At 43.9% G+C, this 16936-nt stretch carries 15 protein-coding genes and 1 tRNA gene; 11 read left to right on the top strand and 5 right to left on the bottom strand.

The annotated features are described in order from the left end of the window. Nucleotides 1-35: 35 nt before the first annotated feature. Together CO692_RS14765 and CO692_RS14770 are read left to right on the top strand one after the other, a co-directional pair. A complete protein-coding gene (locus tag CO692_RS14765; RefSeq protein ID WP_096742568.1) occupies nt 36-908 on the top strand; it encodes a VOC family protein in 873 nt (290 codons plus the stop codon). Between the two features lie 64 nt (nt 909-972). Then, nucleotides 973-1200 (top strand): hypothetical protein, encoded by a 228-nt coding sequence (locus CO692_RS14770; RefSeq protein ID WP_005229963.1) that lies wholly within the window; start codon nt 973-975, stop codon nt 1198-1200. Nucleotides 1201-1288: 88 nt separating this feature from the next. Here CO692_RS14770 and CO692_RS14775 read toward each other — a convergent pair whose 3' ends face one another. The 4 genes from CO692_RS14775 to CO692_RS14785 all read right to left on the bottom strand — a co-directional run bounded on the left by CO692_RS14775 (nt 1289) and on the right by CO692_RS14785 (nt 4406). After that, on the bottom strand, nt 1289-2560 hold the full coding sequence (locus CO692_RS14775; RefSeq protein WP_096742569.1) for a hypothetical protein: 1272 nt from the start codon (nt 2558-2560) through the stop codon (nt 1289-1291). A 31-nt stretch (nt 2561-2591) separates the two neighbouring features. Then, nucleotides 2592-2921: an Ltp family lipoprotein gene (locus CO692_RS17975; RefSeq protein WP_226818168.1), complete on the bottom strand. Its 330-nt coding sequence runs from the start codon at nt 2919-2921 to the stop codon at nt 2592-2594. A gap of 133 nt (nt 2922-3054) precedes the next feature. Beyond that, on the bottom strand, nt 3055-3912 hold the full coding sequence (locus CO692_RS17980) for a hypothetical protein (RefSeq protein WP_226818170.1): 858 nt from the start codon (nt 3910-3912) through the stop codon (nt 3055-3057). 411 nt (nt 3913-4323) lie between these two features. Beyond that, nucleotides 4324-4406: transfer RNA gene (locus tag CO692_RS14785), tRNA-Leu, on the bottom strand. A 192-nt stretch (nt 4407-4598) separates the two neighbouring features. On the opposite strand from CO692_RS14785, the gene CO692_RS14790 reads away from it, so the two are divergent. The 4 genes from CO692_RS14790 to CO692_RS14805 all read left to right on the top strand — a co-directional run bounded on the left by CO692_RS14790 (nt 4599) and on the right by CO692_RS14805 (nt 9193). Beyond that, complete coding sequence (locus CO692_RS14790) at nt 4599-5711, top strand: hypothetical protein (protein WP_096742570.1); 1113 nt, start codon at nt 4599-4601, stop codon at nt 5709-5711. After that, nucleotides 5708-6922 carry an ABC transporter permease subunit gene (locus CO692_RS14795; protein ID WP_096742571.1) on the top strand — a complete coding sequence of 405 codons (1215 nt, stop codon included), beginning with the start codon at nt 5708-5710 and terminating at the stop codon, nt 6920-6922. Before CO692_RS14790 ends, CO692_RS14795 begins: the two co-directional genes overlap by 4 nt. Nucleotides 6923-6932: 10 nt before the next feature. Next, nucleotides 6933-7808 carry an ABC transporter ATP-binding protein gene (locus CO692_RS14800; RefSeq protein WP_005229973.1) on the top strand — a complete coding sequence of 292 codons (876 nt, stop codon included), beginning with the start codon at nt 6933-6935 and terminating at the stop codon, nt 7806-7808. A gap of 167 nt (nt 7809-7975) precedes the next feature. Beyond that, entirely contained in the window at nt 7976-9193 is a 1218-nt protein-coding gene (locus CO692_RS14805) for a pyridoxal phosphate-dependent aminotransferase (protein ID WP_005229975.1), read from the top strand. 55 nt (nt 9194-9248) lie between these two features. On the opposite strand, the gene CO692_RS14810 is transcribed toward CO692_RS14805, so the two are convergent. After that, nucleotides 9249-9428 carry a hypothetical protein gene (locus CO692_RS14810; protein WP_005229977.1) on the bottom strand — a complete coding sequence of 60 codons (180 nt, stop codon included), beginning with the start codon at nt 9426-9428 and terminating at the stop codon, nt 9249-9251. Nucleotides 9429-9587: 159 nt separating this feature from the next. Between CO692_RS14810 and CO692_RS14815 the strand changes: the two genes are divergently transcribed. The 5 genes from CO692_RS14815 (at nt 9588) to CO692_RS14835 (ending at nt 16929) form a co-directional block, all read left to right on the top strand. Beyond that, nucleotides 9588-10433, top strand: a complete 846-nt coding sequence (locus CO692_RS14815; RefSeq protein ID WP_015509901.1) for a helix-turn-helix domain-containing protein — start codon at nt 9588-9590, stop codon at nt 10431-10433. Nucleotides 10434-10501: 68 nt separating this feature from the next. Then, nucleotides 10502-11647: an N-acetylglucosamine-6-phosphate deacetylase gene (gene nagA / locus CO692_RS14820; protein WP_096742572.1), complete on the top strand. Its 1146-nt coding sequence runs from the start codon at nt 10502-10504 to the stop codon at nt 11645-11647. A 122-nt stretch (nt 11648-11769) separates the two neighbouring features. Beyond that, nucleotides 11770-12609, top strand: a complete 840-nt coding sequence (locus CO692_RS14825) for an SDR family oxidoreductase (protein WP_096742573.1) — start codon at nt 11770-11772, stop codon at nt 12607-12609. 195 nt (nt 12610-12804) lie between these two features. Then, nucleotides 12805-13506: an ABC transporter ATP-binding protein gene (locus CO692_RS14830; RefSeq protein WP_015509898.1), complete on the top strand. Its 702-nt coding sequence runs from the start codon at nt 12805-12807 to the stop codon at nt 13504-13506. Next, nucleotides 13507-16929 carry an FtsX-like permease family protein gene (locus CO692_RS14835; protein ID WP_096742574.1) on the top strand — a complete coding sequence of 1141 codons (3423 nt, stop codon included), beginning with the start codon at nt 13507-13509 and terminating at the stop codon, nt 16927-16929. It begins immediately after the preceding gene. The last annotated feature ends 7 nt before the right edge of the window (nt 16930-16936 follow it).

Below are 16936 nucleotides of genomic sequence, written 5' to 3' on the forward strand. Positions count from 1 at the left end.
AGTGAACGTAACTGTTTAGAAAAGAGGAAATAGCGATGACCATGATTCAATCAACTTATCAAATCGATGCAACTGCCGCAATTGGTAAAGTCGTTTTAAAAGTAGCAAACATAGAAAAAATGAGCCAGTTTTATTCGGACGTGATCGGTCTGACTTTATTGGAACAAAGTGTAGATCACGCGCGATTAGGCGTGGGAGCGCAAGAGCTTTTAGTTCTAGAGAAGGTAAGTGATCCGTTGCCTTTGACACGGAAAACAGGCCTTTTCCATACGGCATTTCTTTTGCCTAGCCGTAAAGACCTAGGAAATATGCTGATTCATTATTTGGAGGCCAAAGCCCCCCTCGATGGTGCCAGCGACCATGGGTATAGTGAAGCGTTATACCTGACCGATCCAGAAGGAAACGGGATCGAAGTGTATCGTGACAAACCAAAGAGTGAATGGGATATTCGAGCAGACGGTGAGATCGTAGGCGTTACTGTCGAAATGGACGCACAAGGCGTGCTGGGAGCCGCTGACCGATCTCAAACGACCTTTCCAGTTGGCACTACGGTAGGGCATGTCCATTTGAAAGTGGCGGACTTGGTAAAAACAGAAGAATTCTACACTCAAGTTTTAGGCATGCGTTTGACTTCAGATTTTGGTAGCCAAGCAAAGTTTTTTGCTGCTGGTGCGTATCATCACCATATCGGATCGAATATTTGGATGGGAAGAAATGTTCCAGCTATGGAAGAAAAGGATCTAGGCTTAGCGTACTTTACGATCGTTTTGCCAGCTTTGGCTTTTTCTACATTACGAAGTCATCTCAAGGCAAGTGGCGTTTCTTATGGGTTAGAAACAGAAAGCCGCTTGCATTTGACTGATCCGAATGGGATCAATCTGATCATTGAAAGAAAGAATCAGCCTTAAGATGGAGGTTTTTTCATTCTTGAAATGAGAGAATAACCTATAATCAAGTAAAAGGAGAGCAAGCATGAAAAAAAACGGGGCGGGACAGTCACTATTTCTAGCATTATTGATCAGTATGGGCTTATTTTTCTTTGTCCAAGGGAAACAATTAATAGAAAGTGGGGCGTCTCCTGTGATTTTTATTGCTTTTTCGGCTTTTGCAGGAATTATCGGAGTTGGTGTCTATGGTCTTCAAGCAATAATGAAGCAGCATCGGCGCAAAGCCATGGTACCAATCAAAACCAAAAAATAAAGAAACCGACCAATCTTAAACAGGAAGATTGGTCGGTTTTTTGTTTACGCTAAGAAAAAATGGGAAGTTTTGTCTCGTCCCTTACATACTAATTGTCCATGTTTTTGATCGCAAATTCGATCTCATCAGGTAAGAAGCCGTTCCCTTCAAGATGAGCAGCCATATTCCTTTGGCGGATTCCTAACACCCGACGGGATTGATTGGCGCGTCCTAAAGCATGGCGATACCAATCTACATCGAGGGTTTCTAGTGCCCATTGTGTTTCCTCCGCAGTAAAACCTTCTGTTTCTAACAGTTCTGCCATCTCTTGTTTTGAATAAAAGCGACGATTTCCTTGCGCTCTAACGAGGAAAAAGGCTTCACGTTCTCGTTCTGTCGCATTGTTTTCGCGCTCATAGCGTGCTGCTACAGTCGGGGTGCGATGAAACCCTGCTAAAATCGTTTCCTCGGTCACTTCGTTATCAAACACGTAGGTTCTGAAGTGAAAACGATTGTCGTTTTCCAGTTCAAGCCATAGTGATTCAACCAGAAATAGATAGCCAGATGGAATCGTTTCATAAACAGCAGCGGCTATTTCGTTAAAATAAGCGGAAACGGCTTCGTAAGGAGTCATTATCTCGGGAACGATTTCCGTCGTTTGGCCATTAAACAAAGTGATTGCGGAAGGATAGGTCTCGCCAGCATTCGTAAATGTGAGAATCTCCACTGGCTCATGTTTTGTTGAAAAGACATTCATGGTCACACCGTTCGCCAAATCAATAGCGGTCTGCCACTCGATTTCTTGGTCTTCGCTTTGTTGGTGTAAGTGTTCAAGTGTATCAGGTGTAAAACCAAGCTTTTCTCGTGAATCTTCATTGATCGCTTCTTCATCGTCAAGTGGATTGTTTGCCCCAACTGTCACTAGTGCCAAATCCTCTTCGTATTCGTTGAATAATTCTTGCAATTTTGCTCGTCTACTGACGATGATCGGGCTTTCCTCATGGAGGGCAAGTAAGGCTTCGATCCGGCCATTCCGAGCGGCAACCCAACTGGGCATATCTAGATAGCGAGCTTCGATCGCTTCTTGAGCAAGTGCGATCATTTTTTCTGTGTTTTCAATGAATGCCGCCTTGAGTTTTGAGTTGCTATTGACCTGTTCTAGAAAGGCCAATTCTGCTTCTTTGCCTCGAATCATCAGTTCGAGATTTTCAATACTTAACTCATAAGTAAGATTTTCTGCATGATAGGTATGTTCCCAACCGGCATCTAAAGCGGCACCAATGCGCTCAGAAAGTTCCTCAGGACTTGTTGAATTTATCGTTCCACATCCTGAAATCAGGGACAGTATTAGTAATAAAGGCAACAAAACTTGTTTTTTCATTTTTCTCCTCCTCGTGAGTCTCTGGTAAACTTCACCATTTTGTTCGAATGAACGCATCAAATAAAGACTTTTCTTGGGTATAAAAAATAGCAACAATATAAGGGGCAACATAAGGGCATCGCGATGCTCCTTTTTTTGTTAGTTTGTAATTATCCATGGTTGTCATCGCAGAGTCGATTTGTTCTGCTGAAAAGACTTCTGAAGCCAATAAACGACGGATATTGGCATGAGGTAGATTCATCCTGAGACGGTAGCTGTTTGCTTTTTGCAACGCTTGTTCGTTCCAATCGATAGTGAGATGGTCCACTGCCCATTGCGCATCATCATGGGAAACGCCCTCAAATTCTAGTTGTCGTATCATGCGAGTACGGGAAAAGTCATCCGTCTAGTATAGGCTTTGGCACGGGCTATCCCTCGTCTTTGTTCTGAAGATTTCTTACTCTCGGTCTGAGTTTGTTCATCATTGTTTTGCTGGCTTTGCGTTTGGCGCTAGCTTATTGAAGCTGCTGATAAACGGTAGCGACCATGTCTTGGTCAATGTCATGATCAAAGCCATAGGTCATCACCGCCAACTGATGTTCATCAGAAGATTGATCGAATCGATTCATAAACATCAAGGATTCACGAGGAATATTTATGACCAGCGCTCGTAAAATCGTTTCATAGAAGGCAGCTTTTTGCTCGTCGGCAGTTTCCCGATTAAGTACAGTAAACCCAGATGCGTACTGCTCATCGGACTTCGCAAAAACCAAGACGTCAACATTCGTTTCCCTTGTGTGGTAAACAGTGGCAGTGAGTCCATCGTCAAGTTCAATCCTGCGATGAAGAGTAAGCGTATCTTCTGTGAGCTGTTGAAGCTGTTCGATATCGTCTGCTAAAAGCCCCAGCTTTTCCCGTGGGTCGGCTTCAGGAATCGTTTCGTTTGCTACCTCCAGTAGACTGTTGAGGTTGTCTTGATTACTGAGAATGATAGGGCTCCGTTCATGAATCGCAGCCAGAGCCTGGCTATAACCAATGCGGGCAGCAAACCAAGCAGGGACATCGATCCGACGCTCCACTAGTGCTCGTTCAGCGGTTGCCATCAAATCACTCGTGTGGCTGATCAATTGCTGAAGGTCTTCGTCGGAAGAATCAAGTTCTTCCAAAATAGCCAGTTCGGCTTGGCTGCCGGCAATCAGCAATTCTAAGGTCGCAGGTTGATAATAGGCCCAGCCCGTTCCAGACTGGTTTGTATATTCCAGTCGTGCTTCGATGCCAAGTGCAACGGTCTCTGACAGTTCTTCATCTGCCTTGCCGCAGCCGATAAGCAAAATAACGAATGACAATAGGGTGATCAGTATTCTTTTTTTCATTAGGCTCCTTCTTTCTATCGAAAGTAACTGAGAAAACGGTCGGAAGAGGTTTGTTGTTTGGTCATCGGGGGGAAGGAAGAAGTCAGGTGAATGGAATAAATGCTGAAAAGATTTTCCATCACTCGTTCATTCAAGAAACTGTTTCTTACACGCTAATAAGAAATGACGGAACATCGAACTAGTTTTCATCAATAATCGTTATATTGTTCATTTTATATGAAAAATATCTATGAATGCAATGATAAAAGAATTTCTATCGGACTTTTTGTGTTTTGGGAAAGGAGGATTACTATCAACTTTTGAGGAGTAGGTGCTCAAGATCAAGCGATCGAGAGAATTCATTGAAGGATCGCCAGGGGGGAATCTTTTGTGAAAAAAAAACAGCTTCCCCAAAAGGGGAAGCTGTAAGGATGCGGAAAATGGGATTTGAACCCACACGAGCGATTGCTCACAAGACCCTCAATCTTGCACGTCTGCCATTCCGTCATTTCCGCAAATACTATAGAAGGTAACGCAGGCTGAAGTAGTTCTGTCACACCGCGTCTAAAAAATATCTTACCTGATTTTTGACAGGTTTGTCAATAACTTTTCCAAGAGCTATTTAAAAGAATATTCAGACAATGGATTGCAATTTTTGTCATAAACGGTATGCTAAAAGAATGAATGATTTTTTGAGAGGAGAGCAAATGAATTACTTTAGAAACCAATTAGCCAAATCTGCGAAACAAAGAATATTTATCTTCCTACTCATGGGTGCCTTTAGTTTAGGCTGCTGTTTTTCCGTTTATTTGAAACTAATGGAACCCATCAACTTGCCCGCCACGATCACTGCAGAAAAAGCCGAAGCCTCAAGACTTGTTGATCGCTACCAAGCCAATCAGTCGGGCTCGCCTGATGAGCAAGAGGTGTATCAACTTTTGCTTGAAAATAATACACTGACCTCACGGCAGTTATCCAACTTGATTATGGAGGAATACGAACGATTTAATCAAACGAGTATTCAAATGGCGGAGCTAAAAAAGCAGATTTGGGCGTCTGCAGTTGATGACAAAGCGTTTTTACCGCCGATGTGGTCGATCGAACAAGAGCAAACGGTCTATCAAGCCTTAGCCGAGCAAGAAAAAGATCCGGTTCTCACGGCTGCCAATACCCAGACGGCTGTCGCTTTGGCAATAACGTTTTTACTGAATTTTGGGTTCTTCTTCTGGGCTTTTTTTGCTAGTGACAATTTATTAGAAGAAAGAGAACACTTCTCCTTGATCCGCTCATACCCACAGATTTTCCCGATTCGGATGGTCAGTAAGGTTTTTGTCAAAACGATCACCAATTTAGGAATCTTGCTCGTGTTTTTCTTAGGCGTCTTTCTTTCAATGAGCCTTCTGGGGGAGTTCGGAGATTGGCAGTATCCAGTAGCCGTCTATCTCAGTGGGGATTGGGCAGCCTTACCTTTTTGGCAGAGCGTTTTATCTAGTATGGCTTCTTTTGCCTTGCTGATTGGTTTGATCGAATGCTTAGGCTTTGTCATGAACATGGTCGCAGCCAATCGATACGTCTCTTTCTTTTTACTGGTGCTTTTTTATGGATTCGGCTTGATTCCGATGCTGCAAAAGATCCCTATATTACCAGTTCATCTAGCTGCTATGGATAAATTTTATTCGGGTGCCTTTGCTTTGGGCTCTGGCACTTCTTGGGGCGTCTATGCCAGTTGGCTGCTGACGCTAGTGTGGATCTTCCTTTGTTTAAGCATCATGCTCGTTGCGGATAAACAGAATCGCTTGTTGAGAGGAGGCAAAGGATGAAAGACTATTTTTTCTTTGAATTACGCCAGCTGTTAAAAAGCAAGAAAACCATTGGCCTTTTTTGCTTGCTGCTGATCTACAGCGGCGTTTACAGTTTTTGGCAAAGAGACTTTCGCCCGATTGAACGAGTAGATAAAACAGAAATGCAACAACGCTATACCGTGCGACAAGATTTTCTTGATCAACAAGCAGCCAATCCCTCTGACCATTGGTCGGCATTCATGGCAGTCGAAATGTTTAGCCCATGGAATGAGGCAGAAAAACAACGGCTCGACGCGCTAGCCGAGAAAGACTGGCAAGCTTATGCACAAAGCACAAGTACTTGGTACCATCTCGCTTTGCAATTTACCGATGAACGAAATATATTTTATACCCCTGATTATTACACGTTTCGAAATTACTATGCTGGGTATGACGGGCGCTTCGGCTATGCATCAACCGCAAAACTGATGGAGGCTTTTAGCCAGCTGCCCAATAGCAAACTCTCTCAAGCAGTCATGGAGCAAAAAACGGGGGTGCAAGCATTACAGCGAAGCTTTACTGAATATTTACCGATTCTATTAATTGCTGTTTCTTTATTTTTGGCGATCGATTGTTTACCAAAAGAACGAAGACATAAATCCCTGTTTCTTTCACTGCCATTATCGGCAGAAGAGATCCTTTGGAGTAAAACGGCAGCGTTGATGGTTGGTTCTGCAATCGCAACGCTAGGAACCATGTTCTTTATCTGGTTTGGCTCTGGTATTCAATTCGGCTTTGGTTCCTTTGAGCTGCCAGTCACGATTTTATCATCGACCTTTGATGCCCGCTACCCGATCACAGATTTCAATGCTTTTGAAACACAAGCCATCGGTCTTTTTTTAAGTCAATGTTTTCTAGCAACGCTTTTCTTGCAGTTTCTTTATTGTCGCGGCATCTTGCTGTTCAGTGCCCTGTTTCGTTCAGAACTGATTAATCTGCTTGTGGCTGGTTTTTGTTTGCTTTCGCCCTTTCTTTTCCAACGACGCTGGTTTAGTGCCTACCTTGATAAAACGCTGTATGTCTATCTGTATCAAAATGTGGGACAAGTCCTTTCAGGCTGGACACGCTTTTACTTTGGTTCTGCAGGATTTACGATGGAAAAAGGCTTACTTTTATTAGGCGGGGTTTGGCTTCTGATCGAAATGTGTTTCTATTTGACGATCCAACGCAAAAAATTTCATTTGGCATAGGAGGAACGATATGTTAGAACTGAAAAATGTGACTGTCACATATACGAGAAAAGTATTGGATCAACTTTCCGTTGCTTTTTCTCCCGGGGAGATCGTCGGGTTAGTCGCCCCTAACGGCACTGGGAAATCCACACTATTGAATGTGGCGATGAATTTCATCCAGCCGAATGAAGGCGCAGTATTTTTAAACGGCAGTCAAGTATATGTGACCAAAAAATCAGAAGTGGCAGCGCATCAACAAATTTCATTTTTTCCTGACCAAAATGATTTGTACAATGATTTAAGCGGACTCGAGCATTTGAAACTGTATCAGCGAATGTGGCGTTCAGAGGAACGCTTGGTGGAAGAAACGATTGCTCGTTTGCGAATGAGCGATTATATCAAACGCCCAGTGGGAACCTATTCGCTGGGGATGCGGCAACGTCTGTGTTTTGCGATGCAGATCGTGACAGATACGCCATACATGCTGATGGATGAGGTGATGAATGGCTTAGATCCGACAAATGTCGAATTGATCTCTAACGTGTTGAAAGCCTTGCGGGAGCAAAAGAAAGCGATCGTGATCGCTTCGCATATTCTGACGAATTTAGATTCTTACGCGGATAGGGTCTTGTTTTTAAAAGATGGTAAGATCATTCACGAATACCTTGGTCGCAAGTCGTTAGTCAATGAACCGTTGTATGTAAAGACGGACTCGGCGGATTTCTTGGTGGCTTTTCCAGAGCTAACGACAGTGACTATCGATCTGCAAGGGCGGATCTATCTAGTAGAAATCAGCGATCCGCAGTTGCCGCAACGCTTTATCGCAGCAGGAATCACTGATTTTTCGGTGGGGCATTTGGCGTTAAATGAATTGTACTTGAAGTATTTTCCTGAAAATTCCTGAATGAACCAAATTCAGTGGATGAACGCAGGGCAAGCGCTCTCGACCGAGAGGTGAAAAATTTTCGCCACAGTTAAAATTTTTTTGCTATAATAGGTTCAATCTGAAAAGAGATCAACGACGAGAACCAATAACCTGACGTTGACCTATGGTTAAAGGAGAAATGGAATATGAAGAAATTTTCAAAGTCGTCAAAACTTGAAGGGGTCAGTTATGATGTACGCGGCCCTGTTTTAGAAGAAGCTGATCGGATGCAAGAAGAAGGCATCAGTATCTTAAAATTAAATACGGGGAATCCCGCGCCCTTTGGCTTTGAAGCCCCAAATGAAATCGTTAGAGATTTGATTATGAATGTGCGAGAGTCGGAAGGCTATTCTGATTCAAAAGGGATTTTCTCGGCACGTAAAGCGATCGAGCAATATTATCAATTACAAAAATTTCCTGATGTGACCATCAATGATATTTACACAGGTAATGGTGTTTCCGAGCTGATCACGATGTGTATGCAAGGGTTATGTAACAATGGGGACGAAGTGCTCGTGCCGATGCCAGACTATCCCTTGTGGACTGCTTCGATCTCATTAGCTGGCGGAAAACCCGTCCATTATATTTGTGATGAACAAGCAGATTGGAATCCTGATATCGAGGATATCAAAGCCAAAGTAACCAGCAAGACGAAGGCCATCGTCATTATTAATCCAAATAATCCCACCGGCGCCGTTTATCCGAAAGAAGTTTTGCAACAAATCGTCGAGGTTGCTCGTGAGCATGACTTGATCATTTTCTCCGATGAGATCTATGACCGTTTAGTCATGGATGATTATGTCCATGTACCGATTGCTACACTAGCACCAGATCGCTTCGTTGTGACGCTAGGCGGTTTGTCTAAGTCTCACCGAGTGGCAGGCTTCCGCGTTGGCTGGATGGTTCTCAGCGGGGATAAGTCCAATGTCAAAGACTATATCGAAGGCTTGAATATGTTGTCTTCGATGCGGCTGTGTTCCAATGTTTTATCGCAACAAATCGTTCAGACTGCATTAGGCGGCTATCAAAGCTCCGATGAGCTGCTGCTGCCAGGTGGTCGAATCTATGAACAAAGAGAGTTTATCTACAAGGCGATCAATGATATTCCTGGATTGTCAGCAGTGAAACCGAAAGCAGCTTTTTATATTTTTCCTAAAATTGATATTCAGCGCTTTAACATTACCAATGATGAACAATTTGTTCTCGACTTTTTACATGAACACCATATCTTGTTGGTGCACGGCGGTGGGTTCAATTGGCAACAGCCCGATCATTTTCGTATCGTCTACCTTCCTAATATGGAAGATTTAAAAACGACTGCTGAAAAAATGACAGAATTCTTGGCAGCGTATCGCCAGAAGTAAGTACATGAAAAAGCACCGCTCCTTCAGCGATCGTGAGGGAGCGGTGCTTATGTTTTTATTCGGTAACTGGTTGACAAATTTTTTTGCTGACAATCATCCGATTGGTAAACTTATCCAGCATTTCAGCACTAGGATCGGTCACTTGAACGAGGACCGAATTTTCATATTCCCGTTCGATGATCCCTTGGTATTTTTTGCCTTCCCATGTAAAAAAGATCGTACTGTCGATCGTCATCTTAACACCTCATTTGAAATTGTGGAAAAATAACAAGACATTCTTGAAATTGCTTTCCTTTTTGTCATTATGTGCTAAAATAAAGAAAATTAAAAATGCGAATTCGCATTTTTGACAAGAAACGTTCGATTTTTTTAGAATTCCCCCTGGAGGACGATTATGAAAAAAAGAGATGAATCTTTTGGTCAAAATATCCGTTCAATTCGGTTGAAACGAAAGATGACCCAGAAGATGTTAGCGGAAGATATTTGTTCGCAAAGTGTGTTAAGTCGTATCGAAAACAACGAAGAGCTGCCCAATGTCTGGGTGATGTATCAAATTTGCCAACGCTTAGGCGTCACCTTAGATCAAGTAATGATGCTTCATTCGGAAGAGATCAACAAAACCAATCAAATCTTTGCCGAAATCGAATCACATTTTGTCCATAAACAATTTCAAGAAATGCGGGAAAAAATGGAAGACAAGGCGATCAAGGATTATCTGTATCTGGATTCAGATATGCAAATGTATTACTACTATCTAGGCAGCTGTGATTATTTTCTCGATCAAAACTATGATGCCGCCCTTGAGGCGCTGAAAAAAGGATTGGCCTATTCCTATCAACAGGATAAGACCAATGTTTCGGTGATGGAAATTCGTATCCTGAGCTGCATGGGTCGTGTCTATAGTGACTTGCTGCAACTGGGTGAGGCGCGTTTTTACTTAGAAAAAGCCTACGATGCCATGCATGCCTTGCCGCCGGAGCGACTGTCTACAGCGCTGACCAAAATTTATTACAACTATGCGGTCTTTTTAAAAGAGCAACAAGAAGACTGTCGCGCGCTAAAAGTAACCAACGAAGGCATTGCTCTAGCGAGAGAGAAAAATAGCTTGTATTTTCTAGAAGAATTGTTTGAACTAAAAGGACAATTGCTTCAAAGACTAAAAGAAGAAAAAGCAGCTGAAAAAAGTTTTCAACTGTATCGTGCCGTCATGGATATTCGCCAATCTGACAAAGTGGTGTAGACCTTTCTTGACTTCTGCTGCAAATAAGAGTACTTTTAAGGAAGAAAAGAAATAGAGGAGCGATCAAGATGAATAAATATATTTACGCAGACAAATTCTTTCTGAAATCAGCGGTTCATGGCCCTGGTTACTTGGAGGTCAAGGAGGGAAAATTCGGCGCAATCGTCGATGAAGTCCCTGCTGGTGCAGACGTAGAAGATTATTCAGGCAAATGGGTAGCACCGGGGCTTGTGGATACTCATATCCACGGGTTTATGAACCATGATGTGATGGATAACGATGCAGAAGGCATCAAAGCCATGTCAGAAGGTCTTTTGTCTTGTGGTGTGACATCGTTCTTACCGACAACCTTAACATCTAGCAAAGAACGATTGCGGGATGTTGCTGAAACCGTTGGGAAAGTCAAAGACGAAGTTACAGGAGCAAAAATCCAAGGGATCTATTTTGAAGGTCCGTTCTTTACTGAAGAACATAAAGGGGCACAAAATCCGATCTACTTTGGTGATCCTGATATTGATACCTTCCATGAATGGCAAGAAGCTTCTGGTGGAATTATCAAGAAAATCGCCTTGGCTCCTGAGCGCGAAGGTGTGAGTGAGTTTGTTTCGCAAGTGACAGAAGAAGGCGTAGTGGTTGCACTAGGGCATAGTAACGGAACGTTACAAGAAGCGCAAACAGCAGTAGAAGCTGGTGCCAGTGTCTTTGTTCATGCCTTCAACGGAATGCGCGGATTAAACCATCGTGAACCTGGAATGGTCGGTGCCTTACTTTCATTAAAAGAAGTTTTTTCTGAGTTGATTTGTGATGGCCACCATGTGCATCCTCAAGCAGCTGAGATCTTGATGGAAAAAGCTGGTCACGACCATGTGGCCTTGATCACCGACTGTATGATGGCTGGCGGTATGCCAGACGGTGATTACATTTTAGGTGAATTTCCTGTAGTGGTAAAAGATGGCACGGCTCGAATGGAAACAGGCAATCTTGCTGGCAGCATCTTGAAACTAAAAGAAGCCGTGAAAAATGTTGTAGAATGGGGAATTGCTACCCCTCAAGAAGCGGTCATGATGGCCAGCTTGATCCCAGCGATCAGCTGCAAGATCGACCACGCTTGCGGTATGATCAAACAAGGTCGTCCAGCTGACTTCATTGTTTTGGATCAAGAAATGAATTTAGCAGCCACTTATTTAGATGGTGTTTGCCGTTACCAAGCATAAAATGAAACAATCTGCTTCAAGAAACAAGAAGAGAGCTTCTCTTGATCTGTTTTTTGAGCAGATTTTTTTATTTTCAGTTATGATGAAAGAAAACGGTATTCTTAGAAGGGGAAGGTGGCAAATTGAAGACGATTTTAGTTACGGGTGCCAACGCTGGCATGGGCTTTGCAACAGCCAAACAATTGGCAGAATTGGGGATGCATGTGATTTTGTATTGCCGTTCTGCCGAACGAGGACAGGCAGCACAGCAACGTTTGAAGGAAGAGACAGGCAATCCAAGCATCGATCTAGTGGTCGGTGATTTGGGGTCGTTGGCTAGCGTACGCAAGTCAGCCGCTGAAATCAACGCCCGCTTTGAGAAATTGGATGTACTGATCAATAATGCGGGCATCGTCAATTTAAAAAAAGAGCGAACAGCCGATGGATTTGAACAAATGCTGGGCGTAAACTACGTGGGGCATTTTGAACTGACCCGTCAGTTATTGCCGCTAATAAAACGTGCGGATGCTGGTAGGATCGTTAATGTTGCTTCTGGTGCTTACAAATTTGTAAAGAAAAAGGATCAGCGCTTTTTCGATGTGGCGAATTTTTTGCCTTGGCGGGAATATGGCCGCTCAAAAAAAGCCCTGATTTTATTTACAGATGCGCTTGCGTTTCAACTGCGCAATACGACCGTTACTGCCAATGCCTTGCATCCAGGAGCTGTGGCGACGAGCTTAGGGGTCAGCCGACAGACAGGATTTGGTCAATCTGTCTACAAAATGCTCACGCCTTTTTTCAAAACACCTGAGGAAGGGTCTGATACAGCGATATATTTGGCACTAAGCCCCGAGGTGGCTGGCACTAGCGGGCGCTACTTTGTCGATCGTCAGGCAGTGCCGACGGAGATCCTTGATGAGCGGCAGCAAGCGCAAAAACTTTGGGAAGAAACCCAGCGAAGAATTGCCGACCAAGCACAATGATTGGTTTTTGTTCTTTGTCAATCAAATGAGATGGAAGTGTAAAATCGATTCTGGGACAGAATGAGCATCATTTTGTCTCAGATTTTTTAATTTGATAAAATGAGCTGCTTTTTTGCTGTTTCTTTCGCAGGAATAAGTATGATACACTATTAAGCGAGAAAGCGCATGCGGCGCTGGAATTCTTGGAGGAACATAATGAGTTATATCGAAGTTGTGAAAGAAGTGAAAAAATACACAATGGGCGACACGGTTATTGCTGCTAATGATGGTGTTTCGTTTTCCGTAGAAAAAGGAGAGATCGCACTGATCCTTGGTCCAAGTGGCGCTGGTAAGTCCACCGTTTTGAACATATTAGGCGGAATGGATCAATGTGATAGTGGCAAAGTGATCGTTGATGGAACAGATATTGCTGGCTTTGATGCCAAACAATTGACGACCTATCGCCGCAAAGATGTCGGTTTTGTCTTTCAGTTTTATAATTTGGTCCCTAATTTGACAGCCAGAGAAAACGTTGAACTCTCAGCACAAATCGTGCCAGAGGCACTTGATGCAGCTGAGATCTTGACCCAAGTTGGGCTTGGTGATCGCTTGGATCACTTTCCAGCGCAATTGTCTGGTGGCGAGCAGCAGCGAGTCACGATCGCTCGTGCTATTGCGAAGAAGCCCAAATTGCTGCTTTGTGATGAACCAACTGGGGCACTTGACTATGAAACGGGGAAACAGATTCTAGCAATTCTAGAAAAAACGGCTCGCGAGACTGGGACGACCGTTTTGATCATTACACATAACAGCGCATTGGCTCCCATGGCTGATCGTGTGATCCATATCAATGATGCAAAGGTCCGCAAGATGGAAAAAAATACTCATCCGATTCCAATTGCCTCTATTTCTTGGTAAATGCCTATGAAAAAAACATTATTACGTTCCAGTTTACGTGAAATCAGGCAAGCACCCGGGCGGTTTTTGTCCATATTAGGCATTATCTTTTTAGGGGTCGCTTTTTTTGTGGGGATCAGTGCAACTGGTCCGAATATGGAACAAGCAGCTGAAGATTATTTTGCTCGCCAGAAATTAGCGGACTTTACGATTGCGTCAACATTAGGGTTGTCGACTGCCGATCGGGAAATCATTGAAGAAATGCCTGATGTTACGTCTGTTGAAGCAGAGCAGATCGCCGATATCAATGCCGAAAATCACCGTGCCGTGATCCGTGTCTTTTCCCTTTCGAAGGAGCGGCAAGTCAATCAATATCAGGTGACTTCTGGTCGATTGCCGCAAAAGTCAGGGGAAATTGCTTTGGATCAAGCGGCACAAAGCAGCGGTGGGTTTGCACTAGATGAAACTTTCGAACTGCCAGAAAACGGTGAAAACCAGCTAGAAACGCACACTTACACGATCGTTGGCTTTGTCAATAGTCCCGAATTTATTGAGAATTTTCATCGAGGCAATAGTACCGTTGGGAATGGAACGGTCGATTACTTTGCAGTAATTCCAGAAGAAGATTTTAAAGAAACTGCGTATGCTAGATTGTTAGTTCGTTTTGATGAGCTATCGCAAGTGGCTAGCTATTCAGAAGCATATCAGACAAAAAGGGATCAAGTAAGTGATGAAGTAGAAGAACGGTTGGCTCCGCGGGCACAAGGACGGCGGCAAGAGTTGATCGATGAAGCGCAACCAGCCATTGATGAGGCCAAAGAACAGATTCGTGATGGCGAAGAAGCATTGCAGCAAGCGCAAGCGGAACTTGAAGACGCAACAGAGAAATTGGCGCAGGCGCATCAGGAGTTGACGGAACAAGAAGCAGCTTTTCAGACAGAGATTCAAACTGCCCAAGAGCAATTGAATGGAGAAGCGCAAAAATTAGCTGAGGGGAAACAGGCATTGATCGAAAATCAACGCCTGCTAGATCAAAATGAACAAGCATTGATTCAGCAAGAAGCCCAAGTACAGTCAGCCCAAGCTCAGTTGGCACCCGTTTTGGCACAAAGACCTGAACTACAAAGGGGCATCCAGCAGGTAGAGGAGCAACTGGCGCTGGCATACCAAGGCATGGATCAAATCAGAAGTGTGGGTCAACTTTCTGCAGAGGAGCAAATGGCCCAGCTGCCTACCGTCTATGCACAAGTAACCGCGGCTCTGGCACAGTTGAACCTGCCGACAGATGTCCTTGGTCCGATTCCTGATCTGGAGGAAATCGATGAAACGATGATTGCTACTATGCTGACGGCAGCTGAAGATACATTGCGCCCACTCATTGCCGAAGGCGAGCAACAACGTGCGCAATTACTTGGGCAAATGGCTGCGATCAATGACCAAGAAGCGCAACTTCAGCAGGCACAACAGCAAGTCAATACTGGCTGGAGCCAAATCAGAGCTGGGCGCCAAGAATTGGCACAAGCGCAGACCCAGATCACCCAAGGAGAGACGCAGATGAGCGACGCTCGTGAGACCTTAGCTTCTGAAAAAGCCAAGGGTCAGTCTTTATTAGCTGCTGGTTGGCAAGAATATCGAGAAAACGAAGCAACCCTTCAAGAAAAGCTTGACGAATTTAAAGAAAGAGCACCAAAAGAACGCGAAAAACTTGAAGATGCCAAAAAAGAAGTTGCTGAAAAAGAGCAGGAATTATTGGATCTAAAACCGGCAGTTTATCGTGTCGCGAACCGCGATGCGAATCCTGGTTATTCAGAGTACCAAGACAATGCGGAACGGGTTTCTTCGTTAGCGACGATTTTCCCAGTTATCTTCTTTTTGATTGCAGCGTTAGTCAGTCTAACCACCATGACGCGGATGATCGATGAAAAACGTAGTGAGATCGGTACATTGAAAGCATTAGGCTATCGTAACTGGGAGATTGGACAGAAATTTTTGCTTTATTCCTCTGCAGCAGGCATCACAGGTGCTGTATTGGGTCTAGCGGTCGGCTTTTCCTTTTTTCCAGCAATCATCATTCAAGCTTATGGACCGCTTTACAATCTCACGGAGTATGACACCCCATGGTATTTGCGGCTTTCATTGATTGCTGTGGGAGTCAGCTTGCTTTGCACCATCGGTATCGCGCTGCTGGTTTTACGTTTTGATTTAAGACAGTCATCGGCTTCATTGTTACGACCAAAGGCACCCAAAACAGGAAAACGAATTCTCTTAGAAAGAATCACCGTTATATGGCGGCACTTAAGTTTTATTCAAAAAGTTACAATGCGAAACCTGTTTCGCTACAAGTCAAGAATGCTCATGACCATCTTAGGGATCGCGGGATGTACCTCCATGATCTTGACTGGATTTGGTCTAAGAGATTCCATCAGCAATATCATTCCTTTACAGTTTGAGAAAATCTGGCAGTATCAGGCGGTGATCACCTTTGATGATGAGGATTCGGAAGCAATGAGTGAAACAAAAGCCGCCGCAGAAGATATTGAAGGCTTTGAAGCAGGGTTATTCTTGCATACGGAAAGTCTGACGTTGGCTCAATCGGGGGGCACGCAGCAAGAAGTAACCGTCACCGTGCCAGAAGATCCTTCGGCTTTATCGGGATTTGTCCACTTGAATGATCGGGTTTCAGGAGAAGCTTACGAGCTAGAAGGAGAGGGCGCCATCATCAATGAAAAGCTTGCTAAGTTGTTTGGATTATCGGTGGGTGATACGATAACGTTGACGAATGAAAGCGGCGAAGCATTTGAACTGAATGTGGCTGCAATCGCAGAAAACTACACAGGGCATTTTGCTTATTTGACCCCAGATGCGTATCAAAAGATCTTTCAGGCCGCCCCTTCTTACAACAGTGAGTTATTGAAATTCAGTCAGCGTTTGACGAAATCGGAGGAAGAAGTGATCGCGGCTGATTTGATGGCACAAGACAATGTCATCAATGTTTCCTTCCTCTCAGCTTCAGCGGATGCCTTAGATGACACGACCGCAACCTTGAACATCGTCATCTGGATCTTGATCTCGTCTGCGGGGGCATTAGCCTTTATCGTGTTGTACAACTTGAACAACATCAATATAGCGGAACGCATTCGCGAGTTGTCAACCATCAAAGTATTGGGCTTTTATGATCGAGAAGTGACCATGTACGTCTTTCGTGAAAATATCTTTCTGACGATCTTCGGCATTGTATTTGGTTTATTATTAGGGGTGCTTCAGCATCAATTTGTCTTACAGACCATCGAAGTCGATATCGCCATGTTTTCACCGACAGTCGAACCAATGAGCTATGTGTATGCCGCTGGATTGACCTGCTTATTTTCAAGCGTGGTAGGGATCGCAATGTATTTCAAACTGAAACATGTCAATATGATTGATGCACTGAAAGCCAATGAGTAACAAAAAC

The organism is Enterococcus sp. FDAARGOS_375, assembly GCF_002393265.1.
Classification (GTDB): Bacteria; Bacillota; Bacilli; order Lactobacillales; family Enterococcaceae; genus Enterococcus_D; species Enterococcus_D innesii.